The following is a 21,870-nucleotide window of genomic DNA, read 5'->3' on the forward strand; positions in this document are numbered from 1 at the left end:
GTTGTATTTTTACCGCACAAAAACACGATAAAGATCACGTTTTTCTATTATTGGGAATTCACTTTTCGCAGTTTAGGCCAGCTCAAGGGTAAAGCGAGGGACACAAAGTGGAGGGACCAAAAAAGCCCTAAGTCATCGGATCTAGGGCTTCAGGTTTGAACGTAAAAGTTCAGTGCTTATTCAGCGCAAATTGGGTCATGGCATCTCACCATTCAAAGCCATTATTTTGGGGTGGCGCGACACAACTCAGGCAAATTAAATTTGTTGCCCATGGCTTGCTGCAAAAATACTGACTTTAAGGGGGACACGTTATCAACAATATTTAGTCCAAAATCTCGCACCGCTTTTTTAATCGGGTTGTCTCCGGCAAACAATCGTTTAAAGCCTTCCATAGAAGCAATCATTTCCATCGCTTCGGCTTTACGCCAACGCTCTAATGAACGCAGTGCTTTGTAGTCACCAATATCTTTTCCACTGGCTTTTATCTCTGCTAAGGTTTGCACAATGCTTGCAGCATCTAAAAAGCCTAAGTTCACTCCTTGGCCTGCCAATGGGTGAATGGTATGCGCGGCATCACCTGCCAACACCAGACGGTGGCGAGCAAAATGGCGTGCAAAACGCATACGTAATGGGAATGCCTGCAGCTCGCTTTCAAGTTGACATAGACCAAGTCGACCATCAAAAGCTGCCGTTAGCGCACGCTCAAAGTTTTCACGACCACCGGCTTGCAACGCTTTGGCTTGCTCTGGCGGCACTGACCAAACAATTGAGCATAAGTTGTCTTCATAGAGTGGCAAAAATGCTAAGGGGCCATCTTTGAGGAAAACCTGTCGCGCCGTCTCTAAATGAGGCAGCTCGGTCCGAATTGTTGCCACGATGGCGTGATGACCATAATCCCAAAAGGTCAGTGGAATTTTGCTTTGCTGACGCACCCATGAATTGGCGCCGTCGGCAGCAACTACAAGTGCAGCACTTAGGTTTTCACCATTGTCGAGGGTTAGCCATGCTTCTCGCTCACCAATGGCCAACTTTTCTAAACGCTGGTTTTCAATGTGTTGAATGTTACTGAACTCAGATGCGCGCTGCGCGAGCGCATAGCTTATGGCTTGGTTTTCGATAATCGCACCTAAGTGGTGCTCGCCATGCTCACTTGCATCAAATGCTATTTTTCCTAGACCATCTTTATCCCACACCTGCATTTTGTCGTATGGGCACATACGACCTTCATCGAGGTATTGCCAAGCACCCAAATTATCTAGAAGCCTTTGACTCGCTTTGTTAATTGCACTGACTCGAAGCTTTGGTGCACCCGTTACCGCTTGGGTTTCGCCGGCATCAATCACCACCACGTTGAGATCTTTTTCAGCAAGACCAATGGCCGTTGCGAGACCCACCATACCGCCTCCAACAACGGCAACATCATAGGTTTGTGTGTGGTACATGCCCTTACTCCTCAATTCAATTGGATATGTTTTGGCTTTGGTTAGTCAATTTTGCCAGCTTAATATTGCAACCGTGTGCAACGACTCAAGATGCTTGTTGTAGAAATTAACGCAAACTATTTAGCGCGCCACCCCATGGCTTTTGCTGCCACCGGATGCTTGAACATAGGAAACCATGACAGTAGCCGCAGCCCTATATTCCGCCCCGCCACTAACGGCCAGTGTTGATTGGAAAATCCTCTCACTAAACTTTCAATATTGCGAATGGTGTCGGTCCGGTCTTGTTGCCTCGCATTCATATAGCCATGCGTGACGGCAACGCTGCCTAAATCGCTCTTGTCTCCATGTGTTTGCATCGTCTGCTCAATGACATCAATAAGCGACACAACGTCACGCAACCCAAGATTAAAGCCTTGCCCTGCAATTGGATGCAAAGTTTGCGCTGCATTCCCCACAAACACGCTTCGATGGTAAATCGGGCGTTGCATGTAACTGAGACTCAGTGGATAGCGGTGACGCTCACCGACATCAATAAAACGTCCAGCTCTTGTGCCAAACGCAGCCTGAAGGCGTGTTAAGAACTCAGCCTTTGGTGCGGCTTGCAATTGTTCGGCCTGCTCATCATCCAGTGCCCAAACAAGCGATAAACGTGGTTGCCCTTGGGTATCACTCATGGGCAATAGAGCAAGCGGCCCTGTTTCGGTAAATCGCTCCCAAGCCCAATGCTCGTGCGGTTTGTCAGTCACGATATTGGCAATAATGCCCTGCTGAGCAAAATGTTGCTGCGCTAAAGGCAAATCATAGGCTTGTCGAACTTTTGAGTTTAAGCCATCGGCTGCAACCACCAATTTAGCATCGATCCGCTCACCGGTATCTAGCGTTAAATGTTGCGCCTCAGTGCTTGCGGAAATCTGTTCAAGCTTGGCCGGGCAAAACAGCGACAATTTGGCTTGTGTATGCGCGGCATCAGTTTCACTCGCTTGCTGCAGTTGCTCAAAAAGCACCTGACCCACTCGTTCTAATTCCACAACTTGACCCATAGCACTGACATTGAACTGCTGGCTATTGAGTTCTGTCATTCCAAAATGACCACGATCAGAAATATGGATATCAGAGATGGGCGTGCCCAAATGCGCCAAGCTTTGCCACAGCCCTAGTGTTTTAAGCGACTCAACCGAGCCATGGGCGATTGCAATCGAGCGAGCATCAAAACCAGGATGTTTATTGGTCACCGTTTGCGCTTCAATCACGGCAATGTGTATTGGGCGAGGAAAGCGCTTCGCTGCATTAAGCAACCCTAAAGCCAGAGTTGCACCGGCCATGGCACCACCCACAATGGCAATATCCACAGGTATGGGTTGGTTTGCTTTAACGTTGACTTGATGCGTCGCGGATTCTGTTGATTGGGGCATGTCTCACTCTATCGCTTAGATCAAAACTTCAGCGGCAGCGCGATTGCGATCTCGTGATAAAGCACGACGCAAGCGCCTCCGCTTACGAACAAAATTAGTGAACGACCTTATGTTCTTCTTCATCAGACGTTGGTATTTCAGGCCCAAATTCTGAGTAACACAAAATAGCTGACATTCGTGCGAATTCGGTAAGCTCCATATAAGCTTGCTCAGACTCTTCATCATCACTGACATCAAACTCGACTTGGGCAATTTCTGCGAGATCTTTAATCACTTCTCGAACATCTGCTGATGCTTGGTTTAATTTAGGTTGAACGATCGCAACTCCCGTCAGAAATGACTGAACCCACAAAGATAACGCTTCAACTCGAGTACTCAGCGATTCTTCTTCCTCTGGCAGTAGTGGACTAAAGCCAAATTCGAACTCAGCAAGGCGCGTCACGGTATCTTGAAACAGTTCAACGGTTAATTGGTGCAGGCTCGATGGGAGTGGTTGTCCATCATTCATCAACTCAAGTAGCGGCTTAACCCACGCCTCTTTGCTTTGCTCAACGCCACCACAAATCAACCCGACTAAAGCGCCATGGACTTCAGATGGATGCTGGCCAATTTCAGCCGCTTTGAGCTCTTGACTCAGTTTTTCAAGACATAGTGAAGGAGGCGTTGCCATAGTAATTATCCAATTATCTGTTTAGATAGAGGCAATGCTAGCAGAGATAGCAGTGACCACCAAGCATATGCCAGCTTGAGCCAATAAAAATGCGTGTTGAAGCGCGGGGTTAGCGGATGTAGCACCTTGCTGAGTATTCCATCAACGATGGTTATGGATGCAGCAAACGACTCAAAGCTGAAGCAATTGCAACGCCGTTACCTTGCACTTTTCATATCTGCCCTATATAGTCCGGATCAACAGCTGATCAATAAGGATTTGTAGCGATTATGGGTAACAGTGCCATTGAAATTACCCTCATGGGGCGCACCTACTCGATTGCTTGTCCGGCAGGACGAGAAACCGCGTTGCGGGCCGTCGCCAAAAAGCTTGAAGACCAGCTCACGGGGTTAAAGGCAAAAACCAATAACCTTAGCCGCGAAGAAATTGCAATTATGGCCGCATTAAATATTGGCTATGAATTAATTGAAGAGCAGGCGAAAAATCAACAATATGCCAAGCAGGTTGATGAACGCATCCATCTGTTGCAGTCCACGATTGAGCACGCCTTAGTTGAGCGTTCCAATAACAAGGACTAAACTATAAATATACCCAGTGATTGGGTCTATTGGAAAAGAATTTGCTCCCTGGAATATGCGCCAGCAGGTAATGTCCCTGTGCCGATATTTACAAACCAAGGGTGACTGTTTTTACTAACATTGAGCATGCTCGGCTTGTACCGAGAAGCCTTAGGAAGTAAACATTTACCCGCCTTGAACCTACGGTTCAAGGGCTACACCCGCAGCGATATTTTGGGGAGCATTCCAATCAAACACTCATTACATTCCCAGCTTTGTGCACCAGATAAATGAGACAGCTAAAAGCCGACACGCTTATACGCAAGCAATGGGCTCAATGAAAACTCTGTGTTTAGAAAGCCTAAATTAACAACTCGGTGTGCCAGCAACACTTTGGCCACACAGGCTAATGCTACCGACGCGAGAGTCATACAAAATTCCCAATTGAACATTGGCTCGACCATTGACAGTGTCTCCGGCTTTTCGATAGACAAAACCACAAAGTCGCCCGCCCGTGTGCCGGTAGTACTCGTAGTCAGCGCCATCGTTATTGTTCGAAACCGTTGGCGCTTGTGTTAACAAGCTATTCCAAATGTCTCGGCAGCCATGAATGTTGTTTTCTCCTTGAACACCAATCCGATTGTTATTGAGCTGTCCGTTGGTCACATTCAACCCGATAGGATAGCCTTGGGCATTCATATCTAATGCATCCCCTTGACTCCCAACCAAATCTCTCACCTGTGCTCCACTCCCATCAATGTTCCATAGTGCTTGATGGGAGACGATCGAAGCTCGTAAAGCGGCCGCCGTGTTTTCAACACTGACTTGGTGGCTATCATCAGTAAAGTTAATAAATTTAGGTGTGACAATGACAGCAATAATCCCGAGGATTAAAACGACAATAACCAACTCAATCAGCGTAAAGCCATGAGCGGCGCTCGTTCTATATTGGGTCATAAAGCGTTGCATTTATTGGGTTCTCAACATTTTAGGTACAATATAAACATTATTTTATTATCCTATACCGTCCCCGAAACTTAGGCAAACTGGTGCGCGAAACAAGCCATTCAGGCTCGCAATCATTTCTGTTACAGGGTATTTTCGAGTGCAAGACAACGTTTAAGGTATTTACATGTCAGTTGATCGCCAACTTATTCGAAAACAAATCCGCCAAATCAGGCGTGCTCTATCGCCAGAGCAACAAAACCTTGCTGAACATCAAGCCACTGCGCATATGCTTTCAGTACTCAATACGCTCGGTCCGAAACGGGTTGCGATCTATTTAAGCCATGATGGCGAACTGAACACAAACAGCTTAATTGCAGCATTGTGGCAGCAAAATATTGAAGTCGTGTTACCGCGATTGCACCCGTTTAGTCAGGGCAACTTGCAGTTTTATCACTATCACCGAGAAACGCCAATGGTTGTCAATCCATATGGCATTGCTGAACCAAAATTGGATATTCAAACTTTACGAAGCACCGATTCAATTGACGTGATGATCACGCCATTGGTGGCTTTTGATCACCAAGGAAACCGCATGGGCATGGGAAAGGGGTTTTACGATCGCACTTTGGCACATCGACGTGTTAGCGCCAAAGGAGGGAAAACTCCTTTGGCGATTGGATTCGCACATACTTGCCAGCAGGTGCCTTCGCTCCCCTGTGAAGCTTGGGATATTCCTCTAGAGATGCTGATTACACCCGAGAAAATCTTTGATTTTAGCGCTTGTGTACAACACATTGAATGATTTTGAGCGCCAGCTCGGAGTAACTCATATCGGCGTACTTTGCCAACACACATATCCAATAAAAATTGAATAAACATATAGATATTTGGGTATTGCAGTGTTGATTATGCTGCAGATTGCCCTTTCAATTTTGCCACTCCAGACAAAATAGCGACTAAAATCGCCCCAGCGATAATGCCAACGACGGCATTGAGCAAAGTCGGCGTAATGGCGGCCAATACAGGACCAATCGCAGCAACATTGGCCACAGCAGCGGTGATATGTTCAATCTGCTCAGCCAACCAGTGGACACCATGGGTTAAAATCCCGCCACCGACCATAAACATTGCTGCCGTACCAATAATTGTGAGCCCTTTCATGAGGTAAGGAGCAGCATTCACGAGCATTAAACCGAGTTTTCTGGTCAACGCCTTAACACTGCCATTCCCTTGTCGCTGACTCATATACAAACCCAGATCGTCGAGTTTGACGATACCTGCCACCAGCCCGTAGACACCAACGGTCATTAAAATTGCTATCACTGATAATGTGGCCATTTGGGTTGTAAAATCTGCCTCTGCAACCACGCCGAGACTAATAGCAATAATTTCGGCTGACAGCACAAAATCGGTTCGAATCGCACCTTTTACTTTTTGTTGCTCATAAGCTTTGAGGTCATCAAGATCTTGCATGGCTTTCGCCGCAGCAGCTTCATCGCCCGCATTTTGTTGATGTTTACGATGGGTATAACTGTGATAAACCTTCTCAAACCCTTCAAAACACAAAAATAGTCCACCAAGCATCAACAGTGGTGTAACCAACCAAGGAACAAATGCACTAATCAATAAGGCAGCCGGCACGAGAATTAATTTGTTTCGAAACGATCCTTTGGCCACCGCCCATACAACCGGAAGTTCTCGCTCAGCAGCAACGCCCGTAACTTGCTGTGCATTTAAGGCTAGGTCATCCCCTAATACCCCTGCGGTCTTTTTCGCTGCAACCTTACTCATTACGGCAACGTCATCTAGAATGGTCGCTATATCATCGAGTAGCGTTAGCAAACTGGCACCGGCCATAAACTCTCCTTTGTTCCAATCAATTTATCCTTACTAAGTCACAACGGATACAACCACAATCATGACCTAATGCAGGAAGCCATTATTCACACATCATTGGCAACATCAAGGCTTTATGCGCTGATGCTATCGCAATGCCAGCAATGAGGGCTTGGTGTTCTTTCGGTTTGCCGATATCCTGTTTCGAACCGCAGTTTTTCAATGCCATTGCAGGTCCATCTATGCAAATGAATACCAGTATCGCGCGTCAAATTGTAGAGCGAGCCATGAAAATCATTAAATACTCTGTGAACGTCATGGATGAACACGGCCGAATTATTGGTTCTGGCGATCCATCACGATTGAATGAACGCCATGAAGGCGCGGTACTCGCCATAAATGATAATCGCGTTGTTGAAATTGATCAGGCAACTGCACAGCAGCTCAAAGGTGTACGCCCCGGTATTAATTTACCCATTGTTTATCAACAAAGCGTGATTGGTGTGGTTGGCGTTTCCGGCGACCCAGAGCGGGTTTATAACTATGGCGAGCTCGTTAAAATGACCGCGGAACTGATCGTCGAGCAAGCGGTTTTAATGAGCCAAGTTCAGTGGAATAAACGTCACCGTGAAGAACTCGTACAACAACTGATTAATGGATCAGAATTGAGTGATGCACAGCTGCTTTCCATCGCAGAGCGCTTAGCTTTGGATTTATCTCAACCCCGCATCGCCGCAATTTTAAAAGTCTACCCTAAAAAAGGGCAAGATTTGTCACCTGAGCATATGCAGCAACTTGTGCATTTGTTGGAATATCCAGAGCGAGATAATTTAGTCGGCGTTCCTTCGGTATCAATGAATGAAATTGTGGTGTTAAAACCCATTACTATGAATGCCGATGGATGGTCACGCAGCATTGAAGCCAAGCGCGTACAGAAACTGATGAAGCGTATTGCTGCAGATACGGACTTTAATATTAAAATTAGTTTGGGTGACTACTTCCCTACGTTGCAAGGATTGTCGCAATCTTATCGCTCTGCCAAAGCCACTATGGATGCAATTGCAACAGACAGCACCAACCATGTCGCGTTTTACCAAGACCATATATTGAGTGTATTGCTTAACGGGCTGGATACAGACCATTGGCGACAACAAGTTTTACAGCAACCACTGGTCGAGCTCAAAGCCAATGACAGTCATGGGTTGTTATTAAAAACACTGCAAACATTTTTCAAGCAAAATTGTGACCTTGCGCAAACCTGTAAAAAACTACATATCCATCGTAATACACTGAGATACAGACTTGAGCGAATTTCTGCCATCACGACATTAAATATCAGTGATTTAAATGATAAAACCCGTCTATACCTTGCCATTTTGAGTGAGTCAGAAAAGAAGCATTAATTGTGCATACGCACAAATACCTCGCTTTATTTATGTGATTTATTTGTTAATTCGCCTAAAGCTCATGCCACTTTAACCCCTTACAGTTGAGCCACCCTACATACTATGGAAAGCTCAAAAATGGTTGAAGTCTCTACACTTGGTGCCTTGGCTGCATTAGTCATTGCCATCACGCTCATTTTAAAACGTGTACCACCGGTTTATGGCATGCTCATTGGTGCTCTTATTGGTGGTATTGTTGGTGGTGTCTCTCTTACTGAAACCGTCAGCCTAATGATTGGTGGTGCCCAAGGGATTACCACCGCAGTTTTGCGAATTTTAGCTGCTGGTGTTCTTGCAGGTGTCTTAATTGAGTCCGGCGCTGCGACTTCTATCGCGGAGAACATCGTTAAGAAGGTGGGCGAAACGAGAGCCCTTTTAGCCCTTGCAGTCGCCACACTGATACTGACCGCCGTTGGCGTCTTTGTTGATGTTGCCGTTATCACGGTCTCTCCTATCGCTTTAGCAATTGCAAGGCGAGCTGATTTATCCAAAATGGCCATTTTGCTTGCCATGGTCGGTGGCGGTAAAGCCGGTAACGTCATGTCACCGAACCCAAATGCGATTGCCGCAGCAGATGCATTCGATGTACCACTCACCTCTGTTATGGCTGCAGGCATTATTCCAGGTCTTTGTGGTCTAGTATTTGCTTACTTTGTAGCCAAACGCCTGATCCACAAGGGAAGCAAGGTACAAGCGAATGAAATTGTAGCAGTAGACCATAGCAGACTGCCCTCATTTGGTGCGTCAATGGTCGCCCCCATGGTGGCAATCTCACTATTAGCACTACGTCCTATTGCTGGATTTAATATCGATCCGCTCATCGCTTTGCCACTAGGTGGCCTAATGGGTGCAGTTGCAATGGGTCGCTTTGGCGATGCAAATAAGTTTGCAGTTTCAGGTCTAGGACGCATGGCTCCCGTAGCGGTCATGCTACTGGGTACAGGTACTTTGGCAGGCATAATTGCGAACTCGGGTCTCAAAACAGGCCTCATTGATTTACTAACTGCGTCTGGCTTGCCATCATACTTGCTCGCTCCTATTTCGGGCGCAACGATGTCATTGGCAACCGCGTCAACAACAGCGGGAACAGCAGTCGCATCCAGTGTGTTTGGTTCAACAATCCTAGAGCTTGGTGTACCCGCTTTAGCAGGCGCCGCAATGATCCACTCCGGCGCGACGATTCTTGACCATATGCCTCATGGTAGTTTTTTCCATGCAACGGGTGGTGCCGTTTATATGGATATAAAAGAACGCTTGAAACTCGTGCCTTATGAGTCTGCTGTAGGCCTTTGTATCGCCGCAGTATCGACCCTAATATTCGGCGTATTCGGTCTATTTGTATAAAGAGGTCTCTATGAAAATTGTCATTGCCCCCGATTCATTCAAAGAAAGTTTAACGGCGCTAGAAGTTGCCAATGCTATTGAGGCTGGCTTTAAGCAAGTACTCCCATTTGCCGAATACCATAAAGTGCCGATGGCCGATGGTGGAGAAGGGACGGTGCAATCACTCGTTGATGCAACAGCAGGAACTGTGATTGAAAAAACCGTTACCGGGCCTCTGGGAGAGCCGGTCAAAGGCTTTTATGGACTGATGGGTGATGGCAAAACTGCGGTGATTGAAATGGCTGCGGCTTCTGGGCTGCACTATGTCCCAGTGGCGCAGCGTAACCCTCTACATACCACAAGCTATGGAACAGGCGAGCTGATCAAAGCCGCACTCGATTCCGGAGTTGAGCATATCATCATCGGGATTGGTGGCAGTGCCACAAACGATGCCGGAAATGGGATGGCTCAGGCGCTTGGTGTACGGTTTCTTGATGCCAACCAAAGCCCAATTGGGCCTACAGGGGGCGATCTAAAGGATCTGCACCACATCGATATCTCAGGCTTAGATCCTCGCCTTGCCCAAGTCAAACTGGAAGTGGCTTGCGATGTTGATAACCCACTGTGTGGTCCACGTGGTTCATCGCATATATTTGGCCCGCAAAAAGGGGCAACTCCAGCCATGATTGAAGCTCTCGACGGCTATTTATCCAACTATGCCGACATCGTTGAGAAGCAACTGGGCATCGCCGTAAAAGACATTCCTGGTTCTGGTGCGGCAGGAGGGCTTGGGGCGGCTTTACTTGGACTATTCAATGCAACACTAAGACCTGGCATCGAAATCGTCATGGATGCCATGCAACTTAACCAACTGGTTTCTGATGCTGACATTGTGATCACTGGTGAAGGTCGAATCGATAGCCAAACGGTTTTCGGAAAAACGCCGATTGGGGTCGCTCGCGCTGCAAAAGCTTTTGATATCCCAGTGATAGGGATTGCAGGTTGCCTTGCCGAAGACTGCCACGTGGTGTTTGAGCATGGGATCGACGCCGTATTTAGCGTAATCCCTCGCTCGGTGAGCTTAGCAGAAGCGATTGAAGACGCTGCGATTAATATTGAAAGTACCGCCCGCAGCATTGCAGCAACGCTAGGCTTAAAATTTCCAAACTAAATCGATATTTAGCGAAGCTTATTCAAGCTTCGCCTAACCGACTCATCTCGCTATAGGCTTTCGTTTTTAGGCAACGATTACCTCAATATGTAGCATGCCCAGCGTTTCGCTATTGTCGCTGGGCAGTTTTTTGATCCGCTTCATTGTCACCGAGACTCCGTATTCTCAGCACTTGTTCAGCGCAAATATATCGACAAATCTAAACTCACTCACCGCATAAAAAAGGCGTATAATGGCGGCAAAATTTTTCTTTAAACTTTAAATAGGGCTTGAACATGACTCAAGACGAAATGAAAAAAGCTGCTGGCTGGGCCGCGCTCGAATACGTTGAAAAAGACAGTATTGTGGGTGTTGGAACAGGCTCGACGGTCAACCACTTTATTGATGCGCTCGCCACCATGAAAGCAGATATTGAAGGCGCGGTCTCGAGCTCAGAAGCGTCAACTGAAAAAATGAAGTCTCTGGGGATCCCAGTGTTTGATTTAAATTCAGTCAACGAGTTATCAATATATGTTGATGGCGCCGATGAAATAAACGACCACATGGATATGATTAAAGGCGGTGGCGCTGCACTAACCCGTGAAAAAATTATTGCCGCTGTTGCTGATAAGTTTATCTGTATCGTGGATAACACCAAGCAGGTGGATATCTTAGGTGAGTTCCCGCTTCCAGTCGAAGTCATCCCGATGGCGCGATCGTACGTTGCCCGTGAACTGGTAAAACTGGGTGGTGACCCTGTTTATCGTGAAGGTGTAGTGACTGATAACGGCAATGTCATTTTGGATGTTTATAATCTCAAAATTATGAACCCCAAAGAGCTTGAAACTCAAATCAATGCCATTGTTGGTGTTGTGACAAACGGTTTATTTGCTAACCGTGGTGCAGATGTATTGCTTATGGGAACTCCCGACGGCGTGAAAAAGTCGTAATCCAATCAAAGCTACGTTTTGCGCTCATTGAGTGTCGACTGAAATAATCAGCCCAAATATTCTCGCGAATATTTGGGCTGTTTTGTTGACGAGTCACTGAGCATTCGAATCCAAACAGCATCAAGTCTATTAATGCTCTTCTTTATGCTTTTGATTCAACTGGATAACACGTCGATACGCAATACCAAGGAGCGATGCTTCTGGGTAACCGCCTTGCTCGTGCCAATCGCCCATTTCTTTACCCGTGAGTAATTCCATGGCCTCACTCACATGTTCAATAGCCCAGATATTAAACCAGCCTCGTTTGACTGCGGCGACAACTTCTTGCCGCAACATGAGGTTATGGACATTCGATTTTGGAATGATCACGCCTTGGCCTTTTTTAAATCCTTTAATGGCACACACGTCAAAGAAGCCTTCAATTTTTTCATTCACGCCGCCAATCGGTTGCGACTCACCAAACTGATTCATCGACCCGGTTATACCAATATCTTGCCGCAGCGGAACTTGAGAAAATGCGGACAAAATGGCACATAGCTCAGCCATGGATGCACTATCACCATCCACGCCACCATAGGATTGTTCAAACGTAAGGTAACTCGACAAGGGGATCGGAGCGCTTTTCGCGAGCACTGACTTTAAATAGGCCGTCAGAATCATCACGCCTTTTGAGTGAATACTTCCACCCAACTCTACCTGACGTTCAATATCAAATACCTCTCCTTTTCCATAAGCAGCCGTCGCTGTAATCCGGCTTGGGGCACCAAAGTGGTAATCCCCAGATGCGAGTACAGACAACGCATTAATTTGCCCAATAGCTTTACCTTGCACATCGATCAGCGTGGTACCGTTCATAAAGCTTTGCATCACAGTATCTTTGCCACGACTGAGGCGATGCTCTTGATGCATAAGTGCCTGCTCAACATGACTGGTGCGGATCATGGTCGCTTTGGCGCTTCGCGCACAATAGTTGGTTTCCCGCAATAAGTTGGCGATATCTGCCGAATGTAGCGATAGCTTGTTCTGATCATCAGCTCGCCGAGAGCTATATTCGATAATCCGGCCTATCGCTTTACGATCACAATGCAGCATATTGTTGTCATGGACGATACTCGCAATAAACTGAGCATAATGAACTTCAGATTCTGGCGTTCTGACCATAGTGTTTTCAAATTCAGCGGTCACACGAAAGAGTTCGGTGAACTCGGGGTCGTAGTGCTCTAAAAGACGGTAGGTTTCATGGTCGCCAAATAAAACGATTTTGACATCTAAAGGGATCGGCTCAGGATCCAGCGAAATCGTGCCCGATAGAGAGACTTCTCGTTCTAAAGAACTTAAATTCAAATTACGAGACCGCAGCGAACGCTTGATACCATCCCAAACATAGGGTTGTTCAAGCACTTTAACCGCATCCATCAATAACACGCCGCCATTCGCTTTGTGCAGACTACCAGGACGGATTAAGGAGAAGTCAGTAAATACCGTGCCCCGATAGGTTGCGTTTTCAACATAACCAAAAAGGGTGTGATAGTTCGGGCTCTCTTCCACTACAATTGGAAATTTATCATCCTGCTGACACACCAACACATTGACTTGGTAACGTCTTGGCATTTTTTTATCTAGGGCGGCGTACGATAAGGCAAGCTGCTCTTCACTGTCACCAATAAAGATATCGAGATTATCGAGAATATCTTTTTGCATCGCTTTGAGGTGCAAACGCACATCCTTATCATGGTGATACTTTTCAATCACTGGCTGAATGAAGTGAGTCAGAACCTCTTCAGCGACTTCCTCGTCGTGTTTTTGCTGCTTCGTAGAGAACTCTTCTTCCCACTCCGTCAGCTGCCGAACAGTACTTCTGAGCTTGACTTCAATCTCACCGATGTGGGTTTCAAATGCTTTGCGCTCTTCTTGGCTGAGGGCCGAAAAGGTTTCGTCGGTGTGCGGTTCTTCACCATTAAGGGCAAACAGCTGATACTCGCCTTGGGTGTTCAGGTTTAAACTGATGCCCTTGCTTTTGGCTTCATCAGTAAGCTCTTGCAGCACTGTTTCTTGGCGAACAGCCAGTTGCGTCTTGAGCTTTTCTGCACGGGTATAATACATCTCATTTTCAAAGGCTAAGGGGAAGGCTTTCACCAAGCGCCGCATGAGCTTTTCGATGTCTTTTTTGAATCCGTTCGCAGTGCCTGCAGGCAAGCGCAGTACTTTAGGGCTTCTTGTTTGTTCAAAGTCCACCACGTAACACCAATCATATAAGACGGTGCCGTTGTGGGGTGGCTCATGACGATTCAGATAACGTAACATCATGGTGCGCTTACCGAGGCCGTTTCGGCCAATCGCATAGATGTTATAACCCTTTTCTTTAATCGACATCGCAAACTCAACCGCATGTTGAGCGCGCTCTTGACCAACGATGTCATCTAGGGGAATTAAGTGCTTTGTCGAACTACATTTTGCTTCAAGCTGCTCGAGTGTCGCGGCTTGATAAAGATTTTCGCTGGCCAGTGGCTTTACGGGCATAGGCACCTCGCTTACTCTTGGGTCACTTACCCCATTATTAGCTGTTCAATAAGTATTTGTCTAACATCATTTTATTTAAAATAGTGTCTATTGTATCCGCGCTTAACATCGTGCTAATGTTTGAAGTTAAGCCATATCTCTGCCCTGCTTATTTTTACAGCATTTCATCGCTCCAGCGTGTTACGACGCCCCCTGAACACCTAAGATTCTAGTCCTTATCTCTTCAATTCAGTCAGCTATTGCTATGGCGTTGCCACCATGGCACTCAAACTAAAAACACAAGGCTAAAAGCAAAGCCGACCCAAATACTGCCCCCCCAAACACCGGCAGCCCAAGCAACGGCAAGCCCCCCAAACACTGGCAACCCAAGCACTGACAGCCCAAAGCATTGGCAGCCCAAAGCATTGGCAGCCCAAAGCATTGGCAGCCCAAAGCATTGGCAGCCCAAAGCCAAGATACGATCGATTGCGGGATAATTTAAGCACTTGCGGGTAGTTGTGCCCTTGGTCGGATTGCAAATTTGCCAACAGGATTCATACTTAAAATGTTAACTTTCAATATTGTGACCAAAAAGAAGGAATTGCCATGCAGTTTATGGAGTTAAAAATACCACCTGTGGCGCAAGCCATTATCGCCGCTCTGCTGATGTGGTTCATTTCAACCATTACGCCCAATGTGACTTTCTCCTACGGCTTTCGATATATAATGCTCATTGCTTGCACGGCGCTTGGTCTTGGTATCGGTATTGCCGGTGTGCAAACATTTCGCAGGGTAAAGACGACTGTCAACCCAATGCAAATTGGCGATGCGTCTGCTCTCGTCAACACTGGAATTTACCGTTATACCCGCAACCCCATGTATTTAGGACTAGCAATGGTTCTATTTGGCTTCGTTATATTGCTCGAAAATCCCTTAAACTTACTGACTTTAATACTGTTTACCTCGTATATGACTCGCTTTCAAATAGAGCCTGAGGAGCGCGTACTCACCGAGATATTTGGTAAAGCTTATCTTGAATACCAAAGCGCTGTACGCCGTTGGCTCTAAGGGCATTGCACGTGACACAAATCACTGTACATTTGACACTCAATGTCATTAAGACCAATTGACAAAACTGTCTTAATGACATCTTTCGTGAACGCTAAACCAACAATAATCAATTATATCAACCAGATATAAACTTGGCATAAATCCCGCAATTACGCCGTCATATATCAATTTGACCCTGCGTAAGAGGATTTATGAAAAGATACAAAATCACCGCAATTGCACTGCTAGTTGTGCTGATTGCTTCATTCACAGTACTGCTAAGTTTGGGGAGCGATATCTATCGTGAAAAACCCCCGATCCCCACGGCCTATGTGGATGTGAATGGCCAAACCGTTTATAGCAAAAACGATATTGAACAAGGCCAACTGGTTTGGCGCTCAATGGGTGGCCACCAGCTGGGCTCCATTTGGGGCCACGGTTCTTACGTTGCGCCCGATTGGACTGCGGACTGGTTACACCGTGAAGCACAAGCTTGGTTAGAGATTACAGCGCAGCAAAGATATAGCCAAAGTTTTGCCAGTCTCACGCCGGAAATTCAAGCAGGTTTAGAGCTCGCACTTCGTCAAGATGTCCGTCATAACACGGTAGTTGAGCAGCCTGATGGCATCACACTTGTCACTCTTTCTGATACCCGTATTGCCGCTATGGGTGTCGTGATGGATCACTACATTGCACTATTTGGTGATGACCCGAAAATGTCCTCACTGCGTGAACAATATGCAATGAAAGAAGGGACGATTCCGTCTTTAGATCGCCGTGAAAAACTAAACGCCTTTTTGTTCTGGGGGGCTTGGGCAGCTATTACTGAGCGACCTGGCTTAGACCACACTTACACCAATAACTGGCCATACGATCCGCAACTTGGCAACAACCCAACATCGAGTAATGTGGTTTGGTCGATTTTAAGCATTGTGGCCCTGATCGCCGGTATTGGTGCACTCGTGTGGTACCACGCGGCGGGCAAGCATGAACCTTTGCCTAAACCTGCGGACCAAGATCCTCTGTTTTTTAATAAGCCAACCCAATCTCAAAAAGCAGTTGGTAAGTATTTCCTTACGGCAATCGGCCTATTCTTGCTGCAAGTAGTGCTGGGCGGAATTACCGCGCATTATGCTGTCGAAGGACAAAACTTCTATGGCATCCCGCTTGCCGAAATCCTCCCGTACTCAGTGACAAGAACCTGGCATACTCAGCTCGCCGTTTTCTGGATCGCCACCGCCTGGCTCGGTACAGGTCTATACATTGCGCCCGCACTGTCTGGACATGAACCCAAATTCCAACGCCTTGGTGTAAACGTGCTTTGGGCTGCACTTGTCGTTATCGTTCTTGGCTCGATGGCTGGTGAATGGATTGGCGTTCAACAGTACTTTGACCTGGACATGAACTTCCTCTTTGGTCATCAAGGATATGAATACATTGACCTTGGCCGAGTTTGGCAAATATTACTGTTGGTTGGACTACTCATTTGGCTAGCCCTCGTGACTGCAGCCATAAAGCCTGCATTGAATAAGCAAGGTGAAATGACACCGGTGATTTGGGTGCTTTACGCTTCCTGTGTTGCAATTGGCCTATTCTATGGTGCAGGCCTATTCATGGGTAAGCACACCAACTTAGCGATTGCCGAATACTGGCGTTGGTGGGTTGTCCATTTGTGGGTGGAAGGCTTCTTTGAAACATTCGCAACATCTGTTATCGCACTGATGCTTGTTCGCCTAGGTCTTATCCGCGCTCGTAGCGCGAACTCTGCAGTGCTATTTGCAACCGTCATCTTCTTAACTGGTGGCCTGATTGGTACCTTGCATCACCTGTACTTCACAGGTACACCAACCTCAGTCATTGCTTGGGGTGCGATTTTCTCAGCACTAGAAGTTGTGCCATTAGCACTCATTGGGTTTGAGGCCGTTGAAAGCTACCGTATGCGTGCAGCTGCACCGTGGATGGCACGTTATAAATGGGCAATTATGTTCTTTGTCGCCACGGCTTTCTGGAACCTAGTTGGTGCAGGTGTTCTTGGTTTCCTCATCAACCCACCGATTGCTTTGTACTTCATACAAGGTCTAAACACCACCGCGACACATGGTCATGCTGCCTTTATGGGTGTATATGGCATGCTGGGAATTGGTCTGATGCTCTTCTGTTTGCGTGGATTAACAGGCAATATGCAGTGGAACGATAAGTACCTTAAAGGCGCATTCTGGTCACTGAATATAGGCCTCGCGGGAATGGTGTTTATGTCACTGCTTCCTGTGGGACTCATTCAATTCTTTGCAGTTCTTGAAAACGGTTACTGGTATGGCCGCTCGGCCGAGGTGATTCATAGTTCACTTGTTGAGACCTTCGTCTGGTTGCGAGTACCTGGTGATGTGTTGTTCGGCTTTGGTGGGCTACTTCTTGGCGCATTCCTGTTCGACCTTATCCGTAAAGCCCTCGCAGGAAAGTCTTCACCGAACTTAGAGGAGGGCATCACCAGCAACGCTTAATCCACGCTTTCATTAGCGTACACTCTCTCATCTCTTTTTGTTCGACATTTGAACACTTCAGGGCCGCGATGCGGCCCTTTTTTTAGTTCAGAACGACAGGAACACCGACTTCAAACCGCCGGATTTCAATCAACAACGCACCTCGTTATTCTCCTACCGCAGGTCTAACCTATAACGCATCACCTGCCTGCTGAATTACAAATGGAGATTCAGGCTCGGTTGCACTAATGAGATTTTCCACTTTCTGAATGGCTTCTAACGAAGCGGCATCTGCGCGATATGACAAATATACAGGCCTTAACCACGATTCTTGTTCTAAAACGATATATAGCTGTTGTGATTCGATAAACGGTGCCACAACAGTTTTAGGTAAATAAGCCGCACCGCCCTTTTCTAAGATAAAGTTGAGTGCTATTTGTCCATTGGACGTCCGTAGATACGGCGGCGGCATTTTGCTATGTCGCTCAGCATGCTCAGAAGCAAAACGAGTTCCCCAATCAACATAAACATAACCAGAGCTCATCGCTTCCAATGCAGATTTTGGTGTTGAACACACCATAATTAATTCAAGCTCAGCGACTTGATGACAAACCAGCTCATCTGATTTCATCGGATCAAACGTTAAGCCGATATCGAGCGTACGCTCAATCTGAGCGCGACTAATCTGCTCTTGACTCAAGATCTCTGCTCGAAACGAATATCCGCTAAAATCATCTGTCACCACGCTCAGCCAATGCTGCAAAAAAGCATCCCAGATATTGGGAGTTCCAGCAATTGTGAGTTGAACGGCATAGTCTTTTGTCAACAACAACTCCGCTTGGGCTTGAGACAAAGTTCGCACCATATTTTCAGCGTAAGGCACGAGGCGCTCTCCGGCACTGGTTAACCTGATAGCATTGCGATCACGCACAAAAAGCGATGTATCAAAAAAGGATTCTAATTGCTTAATCCGCGCGCTCACAGCGGCCTGCGTAATATAGAGATTGTCTGCTGTACGTCCAAAATGCTTCTCTCGAGCAACCTCCAGAAAAGTTCTAAATACTTTTACGTCCATATCCCCTCCCCGACATCTGGCTGCAGACTAACAAACAAGCTTTGTTGTGACGATAGAAATTTTTAGTTTTCATTTCCTGCGTTTTAAAACTACCTTTCGCGCTAAAGGCTGCCCCTGCAACAAGCCAGTATTGGCTTAAAGAATCGACGTGATTTTTTTAAACATAGTGACAATGAATCTTGAGGATATTTAGCCATGACACCTTCAACATTTTCGACAGGTTCAACCCCTTTCTATGACGATGTGAATTTCCCTCGCGGTTTCAACCGGTCGGGTGATTTTTCATGTCGAGAGGCACAAATGCTCCATCAATACGGCAATACAATGAGAGCGTTGGCAGAAGGATTTTTGATGCCCATCAATACAGAAGAAGCACGCTTTGTTGAGGTTATTCAGGGCGCTAAGGAAGCAAAAACACCCTATGAAAGAGTGTGGATGAAGTACATCACACTCACCCAAACACCCAAACTATTTTTCTCCCTTGCTGGCGGGAGAAAAACCACCCAGCCGTCCATACCAGAAGCTGCTAGCGATTAGAGCTCGTAATGAATCTTTATCATGCAAGTCAACACACAAGGCCAAAGACAATGCGTATCGCCATTTTATCTAGAAACGAAAACCTCTATTCCACCCGTCGCCTTAAAGAAGCGGGAGAAGCCCGCGGCCATCAGGTCGATATTATTGATACCTTGCATTGTTATATGGATATTACGAGTAGCAACCCCACAGTACGTTATCATGGCGAAGTTTTACCCCGCTATGACGCGGTGATCCCACGAATCGGCGCATCCATTACCTTTTACGGTACAGCTGTAGTTCGTCAGTTTGAAATGATGGGCACTTTTTGTGTCAATGAATCGGTTGCAATTAGCCGCTCGCGAGACAAGTTACGTTCTTTACAGCTCCTGTCACGTAAAGGCATTGGACTACCAAGAACTGGATTTGCGAGTAAGCCAGACAAAATCCAAGATTTAATCAAAAATGTGGGAGGAGCCCCCTTAGTGATTAAATTGCTCGAAGGGACGCAGGGTATTGGTGTGGTTTTAGCAGAAACCAACAAAGCAGCAGAGAGTGTTATTGAGGCTTTCATGGGGCTCAAAGCAAACATTCTCGTACAAGAATTTATCAAAGAAGCGGGTGGCGCTGATATTCGCTGCTTCGTGGTGGGTGATAAGGTCGTAGCCGCCATGAAACGCCAAGCAGCTGAGGGAGAGTTCCGTTCAAACCTTCATCGTGGTGGCGCCGCACAGTTGGTTCGATTGTCCAAAGAAGAGCGCGCAACTGCTGTGAATGCAGCCAAAGCGATGGGCCTTAATCTATGTGGCGTCGATATCTTGCAATCAAACCATGGCCCTGTGGTCATGGAGGTCAACTCATCGCCGGGACTAGAAGGAATTGAAATCGCGACTAAGAAAGATGTTGCAGACTTAGTGTTTCAATTTATTGAAAAAAATGCCAAACCCAATGCCAACAGAACCCGAGGCAAAGGTTAATGAAAAATGTTATCACCATCGGGGGTCTGCAAATCAGGCTGGGGGAAAGTGTTCAGCTAAAGCTGCCTGTTGCGAAACTGTATACAGATACACAGATGTCGATCCCAGTGCAGATCATCCGAGCCAAAAAGCCAGGGCCAACACTGTTCATCAGTGCTGCTGTGCACGGTGATGAACTCAATGGCATTGAAATTACTCGAAGACTGATTCAGCAACACTTAAAACTGAGTTGCGGCAGCCTTATTTTAGTACCCATGGTGAATGTCTATGGTGTGTTAAATCAAAGTCGGTATATGCACGATCGACGCGATCTAAACCGTTGCTTTCCGGGATCTGAACAAGGAAATCCGGCAGGAAGATTAGCGCATATCTTTCTCAGTGAGATAGTTAAACACTGTGACTACGGCATCGACTTACATACAGGCGCCATTCACCGCTCAAATTTGCCACAAATTCGAGCGAACTTGGATGACTTAGAAACCCTGACACTCGCACAGGCCTTTGGCGTTCCAGTGTTGCTCAATTCAAATGTTCGCGACGGCTCACTGCGAGAGGCTGCGGTAAACAATGGTGCTAAAGTTTTGCTTTATGAAGCAGGACAAGCGCTCCGGTTTGATGAGCTATCGATTCAAACTGGCGTGAAGGGAATTCTGAATGTGATGTCCGCATTAAAGATGATCCGCAAGCGCAGTAACAGAAGAAAAATTGAGCCCTTTGTTGCCAATCGCAGCGATTGGTGCCGAGCGCCAGCAAGTGGCTTTGTCAGGGCGTTTGTCGAACTCGGAGCTCAGGTTGAGAAAGGAGCTGTACTCGCTGAAATTAATAGCCCGCTTGGCGCCTTAATAAGCCAAGTTATTTCCTCTCGCGCTGGCATTGTCATTGGCAAACAAAACATCCCACTGGTACAAGAAGGTGATGCTATGTTTCATATTGCATTTTTTGGTGAGGACGATGATGAAGTTGCTGAACACATTGAAAATATGCAAGAGCAGTTACAACCCTTAGCTTCTTCAGTCATCGCCATTTAGCCGGTGAACCAAAGCCATACACGAGCAGACATAGAAAATAGAGAGCAACGATGAACAGAATGATTATTGGCAACCTAGAAACCTGCCACCTCCCCGATCTAGGCATAAGCGACCTGCATGTACGCATCGATACTGGCGCGCAAACCTCCGCTTTGCACGTCGATAACTTAAAGCAGGTCAAGGTCAATGGTAAGCCCTATGTCGAATTCGATTTGCACCCAGACGTTTATAACTTGGCTGAAATCGTACACTGCCGAGCGCCGTTGCACGACTCTCGACGGATAAAATCATCAAACGGGGAAGTTGAGCAACGATGCGTGATTAAAACCAATATCCAGTTAGGTGAACAACTCTGGCCTATCGAAATCACCTTGAGCAATCGGCAGGATATGACCTACTTGATGTTATTAGGCCGCCAAGCCATGGGAGAACGGGTATATGTTGACCCTGCATCCACCTACATAGTCAGCTCTTTTATCGAGTAATCAGAGCGCATTTTTCGGCAAGTTGCA

Annotated in this window: 21 protein-coding genes and 1 other RNA gene; 13 read left to right on the forward strand and 9 right to left on the reverse strand. The window is 46.7% G+C overall.

Going from position 1 to position 21,870, the window contains the following annotated elements:
• Positions 1 to 221 precede the first annotated feature (221 nt).
• The 3 genes from IEY18_RS03375 to IEY18_RS03385 all read right to left on the reverse strand — a co-directional run bounded on the left by IEY18_RS03375 (position 222) and on the right by IEY18_RS03385 (position 3,524).
• Positions 222 to 1,442, reverse strand: a complete 1,221-nt coding sequence (locus IEY18_RS03375) for an FAD-dependent oxidoreductase (RefSeq protein WP_188917764.1) — start codon at positions 1,440 to 1,442, stop codon at positions 222 to 224.
• 116 nt (positions 1,443 to 1,558) lie between these two features.
• Positions 1,559 to 2,854 carry a 2-octaprenyl-6-methoxyphenyl hydroxylase gene (gene ubiH, locus IEY18_RS03380; protein ID WP_188917766.1) on the reverse strand — a complete coding sequence of 432 codons (1,296 nt, stop codon included), beginning with the start codon at positions 2,852 to 2,854 and terminating at the stop codon, positions 1,559 to 1,561.
• Positions 2,855 to 2,948: 94 nt separating this feature from the next.
• Positions 2,949 to 3,524, reverse strand: a complete 576-nt coding sequence (locus IEY18_RS03385; protein ID WP_188917768.1) for a UPF0149 family protein — start codon at positions 3,522 to 3,524, stop codon at positions 2,949 to 2,951.
• Positions 3,525 to 3,793: 269 nt separating this feature from the next.
• Between IEY18_RS03385 and IEY18_RS03390 the strand changes: the two genes are divergently transcribed.
• Positions 3,794 to 4,102, forward strand: a complete 309-nt coding sequence (locus IEY18_RS03390; RefSeq protein ID WP_188917770.1) for a cell division protein ZapA — start codon at positions 3,794 to 3,796, stop codon at positions 4,100 to 4,102.
• Between the two features lie 42 nt (positions 4,103 to 4,144).
• Positions 4,145 to 4,326: non-coding RNA, 6S RNA (gene ssrS / locus IEY18_RS03395), on the forward strand.
• Positions 4,327 to 4,447: 121 nt separating this feature from the next.
• Here ssrS and IEY18_RS03400 read toward each other — a convergent pair.
• Positions 4,448 to 5,038: a type II secretion system protein gene (locus tag IEY18_RS03400; RefSeq protein WP_188917772.1), complete on the reverse strand. Its 591-nt coding sequence runs from the start codon at positions 5,036 to 5,038 to the stop codon at positions 4,448 to 4,450.
• Positions 5,039 to 5,213: 175 nt separating this feature from the next.
• On the opposite strand from IEY18_RS03400, the gene IEY18_RS03405 reads away from it, so the two are divergent.
• On the forward strand, positions 5,214 to 5,831 hold the full coding sequence (locus IEY18_RS03405; protein WP_188917774.1) for a 5-formyltetrahydrofolate cyclo-ligase: 618 nt from the start codon (positions 5,214 to 5,216) through the stop codon (positions 5,829 to 5,831).
• Between the two features lie 104 nt (positions 5,832 to 5,935).
• Here the strand turns inward: IEY18_RS03405 and IEY18_RS03410 are convergent, their stop codons facing one another.
• Both IEY18_RS03410 and IEY18_RS17455 read right to left on the reverse strand, forming a co-directional pair.
• Positions 5,936 to 6,886: a DUF808 domain-containing protein gene (locus IEY18_RS03410; protein ID WP_188917776.1), complete on the reverse strand. Its 951-nt coding sequence runs from the start codon at positions 6,884 to 6,886 to the stop codon at positions 5,936 to 5,938.
• Between the two features lie 82 nt (positions 6,887 to 6,968).
• Positions 6,969 to 7,094: a hypothetical protein gene (locus tag IEY18_RS17455; RefSeq protein ID WP_268244243.1), complete on the reverse strand. Its 126-nt coding sequence runs from the start codon at positions 7,092 to 7,094 to the stop codon at positions 6,969 to 6,971.
• A gap of 13 nt (positions 7,095 to 7,107) precedes the next feature.
• Between IEY18_RS17455 and IEY18_RS03415 the strand changes: the two genes are divergently transcribed.
• The 4 genes from IEY18_RS03415 to rpiA all read left to right on the forward strand — a co-directional run bounded on the left by IEY18_RS03415 (position 7,108) and on the right by rpiA (position 11,733).
• A complete protein-coding gene (locus IEY18_RS03415) occupies positions 7,108 to 8,268 on the forward strand; it encodes a sugar diacid recognition domain-containing protein (protein WP_188917778.1) in 1,161 nt (386 codons plus the stop codon).
• Positions 8,269 to 8,388: 120 nt separating this feature from the next.
• Entirely contained in the window at positions 8,389 to 9,654 is a 1,266-nt protein-coding gene (locus IEY18_RS03420) for a GntP family permease (protein WP_188917780.1), read from the forward strand.
• 10 nt (positions 9,655 to 9,664) lie between these two features.
• Positions 9,665 to 10,804 (forward strand): glycerate kinase, encoded by a 1,140-nt coding sequence (locus tag IEY18_RS03425; protein ID WP_188917782.1) that lies wholly within the window; start codon positions 9,665 to 9,667, stop codon positions 10,802 to 10,804.
• Between the two features lie 275 nt (positions 10,805 to 11,079).
• The gene (rpiA, locus tag IEY18_RS03430; RefSeq protein ID WP_188917784.1) at positions 11,080 to 11,733 is read left to right on the forward strand and encodes a ribose-5-phosphate isomerase RpiA; all 654 of its coding nucleotides are present in this window, start codon (positions 11,080 to 11,082) and stop codon (positions 11,731 to 11,733) included.
• A 129-nt stretch (positions 11,734 to 11,862) separates the two neighbouring features.
• Here the strand turns inward: rpiA and IEY18_RS03435 are convergent, their stop codons facing one another.
• Both IEY18_RS03435 and IEY18_RS03440 read right to left on the reverse strand, forming a co-directional pair.
• On the reverse strand, positions 11,863 to 14,253 hold the full coding sequence (locus tag IEY18_RS03435) for a Lon protease family protein (protein ID WP_188917786.1): 2,391 nt from the start codon (positions 14,251 to 14,253) through the stop codon (positions 11,863 to 11,865).
• 265 nt (positions 14,254 to 14,518) lie between these two features.
• Positions 14,519 to 14,674, reverse strand: a complete 156-nt coding sequence (locus tag IEY18_RS03440; RefSeq protein ID WP_188917788.1) for a hypothetical protein — start codon at positions 14,672 to 14,674, stop codon at positions 14,519 to 14,521.
• A gap of 164 nt (positions 14,675 to 14,838) precedes the next feature.
• Here IEY18_RS03440 and IEY18_RS03445 point away from each other — a divergent pair, with 164 nt between their 5' ends.
• Both IEY18_RS03445 and IEY18_RS03450 read left to right on the forward strand, forming a co-directional pair.
• Positions 14,839 to 15,300 (forward strand): methyltransferase family protein, encoded by a 462-nt coding sequence (locus IEY18_RS03445; protein WP_188917790.1) that lies wholly within the window; start codon positions 14,839 to 14,841, stop codon positions 15,298 to 15,300.
• A gap of 194 nt (positions 15,301 to 15,494) precedes the next feature.
• A complete protein-coding gene (locus IEY18_RS03450; protein WP_188917791.1) occupies positions 15,495 to 17,783 on the forward strand; it encodes a nitric-oxide reductase large subunit in 2,289 nt (762 codons plus the stop codon).
• A gap of 169 nt (positions 17,784 to 17,952) precedes the next feature.
• On the opposite strand, the gene IEY18_RS03455 is transcribed toward IEY18_RS03450, so the two are convergent.
• Positions 17,953 to 18,837 (reverse strand): LysR family transcriptional regulator, encoded by an 885-nt coding sequence (locus IEY18_RS03455; protein ID WP_188917793.1) that lies wholly within the window; start codon positions 18,835 to 18,837, stop codon positions 17,953 to 17,955.
• Between the two features lie 195 nt (positions 18,838 to 19,032).
• On the opposite strand from IEY18_RS03455, the gene IEY18_RS03460 reads away from it, so the two are divergent.
• From IEY18_RS03460 to IEY18_RS03475, 4 genes are read left to right on the forward strand one after another with little or no spacing between them, the layout of a single operon-like run.
• The gene (locus IEY18_RS03460; protein ID WP_188917795.1) at positions 19,033 to 19,374 is read left to right on the forward strand and encodes a MaoP family protein; all 342 of its coding nucleotides are present in this window, start codon (positions 19,033 to 19,035) and stop codon (positions 19,372 to 19,374) included.
• 50 nt (positions 19,375 to 19,424) lie between these two features.
• The gene (gene rimK, locus IEY18_RS03465; RefSeq protein ID WP_188917797.1) at positions 19,425 to 20,330 is read left to right on the forward strand and encodes a 30S ribosomal protein S6--L-glutamate ligase; all 906 of its coding nucleotides are present in this window, start codon (positions 19,425 to 19,427) and stop codon (positions 20,328 to 20,330) included.
• Positions 20,330 to 21,358 (forward strand): succinylglutamate desuccinylase/aspartoacylase family protein, encoded by a 1,029-nt coding sequence (locus IEY18_RS03470; RefSeq protein ID WP_188917799.1) that lies wholly within the window; start codon positions 20,330 to 20,332, stop codon positions 21,356 to 21,358. The genes rimK and IEY18_RS03470 overlap by 1 nt, the downstream gene beginning before the upstream one ends.
• A gap of 50 nt (positions 21,359 to 21,408) precedes the next feature.
• Entirely contained in the window at positions 21,409 to 21,843 is a 435-nt protein-coding gene (locus IEY18_RS03475; protein ID WP_188917801.1) for an ATP-dependent zinc protease family protein, read from the forward strand.
• Positions 21,844 to 21,870: the final 27 nt, after the last annotated feature.

Origin of the sequence: Shewanella gelidii (assembly GCF_014647855.1) — a bacterium.
Taxonomy (GTDB): Bacteria; Pseudomonadota; Gammaproteobacteria; order Enterobacterales; family Shewanellaceae; genus Shewanella; species Shewanella gelidii.

Excerpts from the sequence above, each read along its gene's own strand:
- IEY18_RS03390 (WP_188917770.1), top strand. The coding sequence starts at position 3,794 with ATGGGTAACAGTGCCATTGAAATTACCCTCATGGGGCGCACCTACTCG.
- IEY18_RS03400 (WP_188917772.1), bottom strand. The coding sequence starts at position 5,038 with ATGACCCAATATAGAACGAGCGCCGCTCATGGCTTTACGCTGATTGAG.
- IEY18_RS03440 (WP_188917788.1), bottom strand. The coding sequence starts at position 14,674 with ATGCTTTGGGCTGCCAATGCTTTGGGCTGCCAATGCTTTGGGCTGTCA.
- IEY18_RS03415 (WP_188917778.1), top strand. The coding sequence starts at position 7,108 with ATGCAAATGAATACCAGTATCGCGCGTCAAATTGTAGAGCGAGCCATG.
- IEY18_RS03445 (WP_188917790.1), top strand. The coding sequence starts at position 14,839 with ATGCAGTTTATGGAGTTAAAAATACCACCTGTGGCGCAAGCCATTATC.
- IEY18_RS03375 (WP_188917764.1), bottom strand. The coding sequence starts at position 1,442 with ATGTACCACACACAAACCTATGATGTTGCCGTTGTTGGAGGCGGTATG.
- IEY18_RS03385 (WP_188917768.1), bottom strand. The coding sequence starts at position 3,524 with ATGGCAACGCCTCCTTCACTATGTCTTGAAAAACTGAGTCAAGAGCTC.
- IEY18_RS03420 (WP_188917780.1), top strand. The coding sequence starts at position 8,389 with ATGGTTGAAGTCTCTACACTTGGTGCCTTGGCTGCATTAGTCATTGCC.
- IEY18_RS03455 (WP_188917793.1), bottom strand. The coding sequence starts at position 18,837 with ATGGACGTAAAAGTATTTAGAACTTTTCTGGAGGTTGCTCGAGAGAAG.
- rpiA (WP_188917784.1), top strand. The coding sequence starts at position 11,080 with ATGACTCAAGACGAAATGAAAAAAGCTGCTGGCTGGGCCGCGCTCGAA.
- IEY18_RS03405 (WP_188917774.1), top strand. The coding sequence starts at position 5,214 with ATGTCAGTTGATCGCCAACTTATTCGAAAACAAATCCGCCAAATCAGG.
- IEY18_RS03460 (WP_188917795.1), top strand. The coding sequence starts at position 19,033 with ATGACACCTTCAACATTTTCGACAGGTTCAACCCCTTTCTATGACGAT.
- IEY18_RS03410 (WP_188917776.1), bottom strand. The coding sequence starts at position 6,886 with ATGGCCGGTGCCAGTTTGCTAACGCTACTCGATGATATAGCGACCATT.
- rimK (WP_188917797.1), top strand. The coding sequence starts at position 19,425 with ATGCGTATCGCCATTTTATCTAGAAACGAAAACCTCTATTCCACCCGT.
- IEY18_RS03475 (WP_188917801.1), top strand. The coding sequence starts at position 21,409 with ATGAACAGAATGATTATTGGCAACCTAGAAACCTGCCACCTCCCCGAT.
- IEY18_RS03470 (WP_188917799.1), top strand. The coding sequence starts at position 20,330 with ATGAAAAATGTTATCACCATCGGGGGTCTGCAAATCAGGCTGGGGGAA.
- IEY18_RS03450 (WP_188917791.1), top strand. The coding sequence starts at position 15,495 with ATGAAAAGATACAAAATCACCGCAATTGCACTGCTAGTTGTGCTGATT.
- ubiH (WP_188917766.1), bottom strand. The coding sequence starts at position 2,854 with ATGCCCCAATCAACAGAATCCGCGACGCATCAAGTCAACGTTAAAGCA.
- IEY18_RS17455 (WP_268244243.1), bottom strand. The coding sequence starts at position 7,094 with ATGGCATTGAAAAACTGCGGTTCGAAACAGGATATCGGCAAACCGAAA.
- IEY18_RS03425 (WP_188917782.1), top strand. The coding sequence starts at position 9,665 with ATGAAAATTGTCATTGCCCCCGATTCATTCAAAGAAAGTTTAACGGCG.
- IEY18_RS03435 (WP_188917786.1), bottom strand. The coding sequence starts at position 14,253 with ATGCCCGTAAAGCCACTGGCCAGCGAAAATCTTTATCAAGCCGCGACA.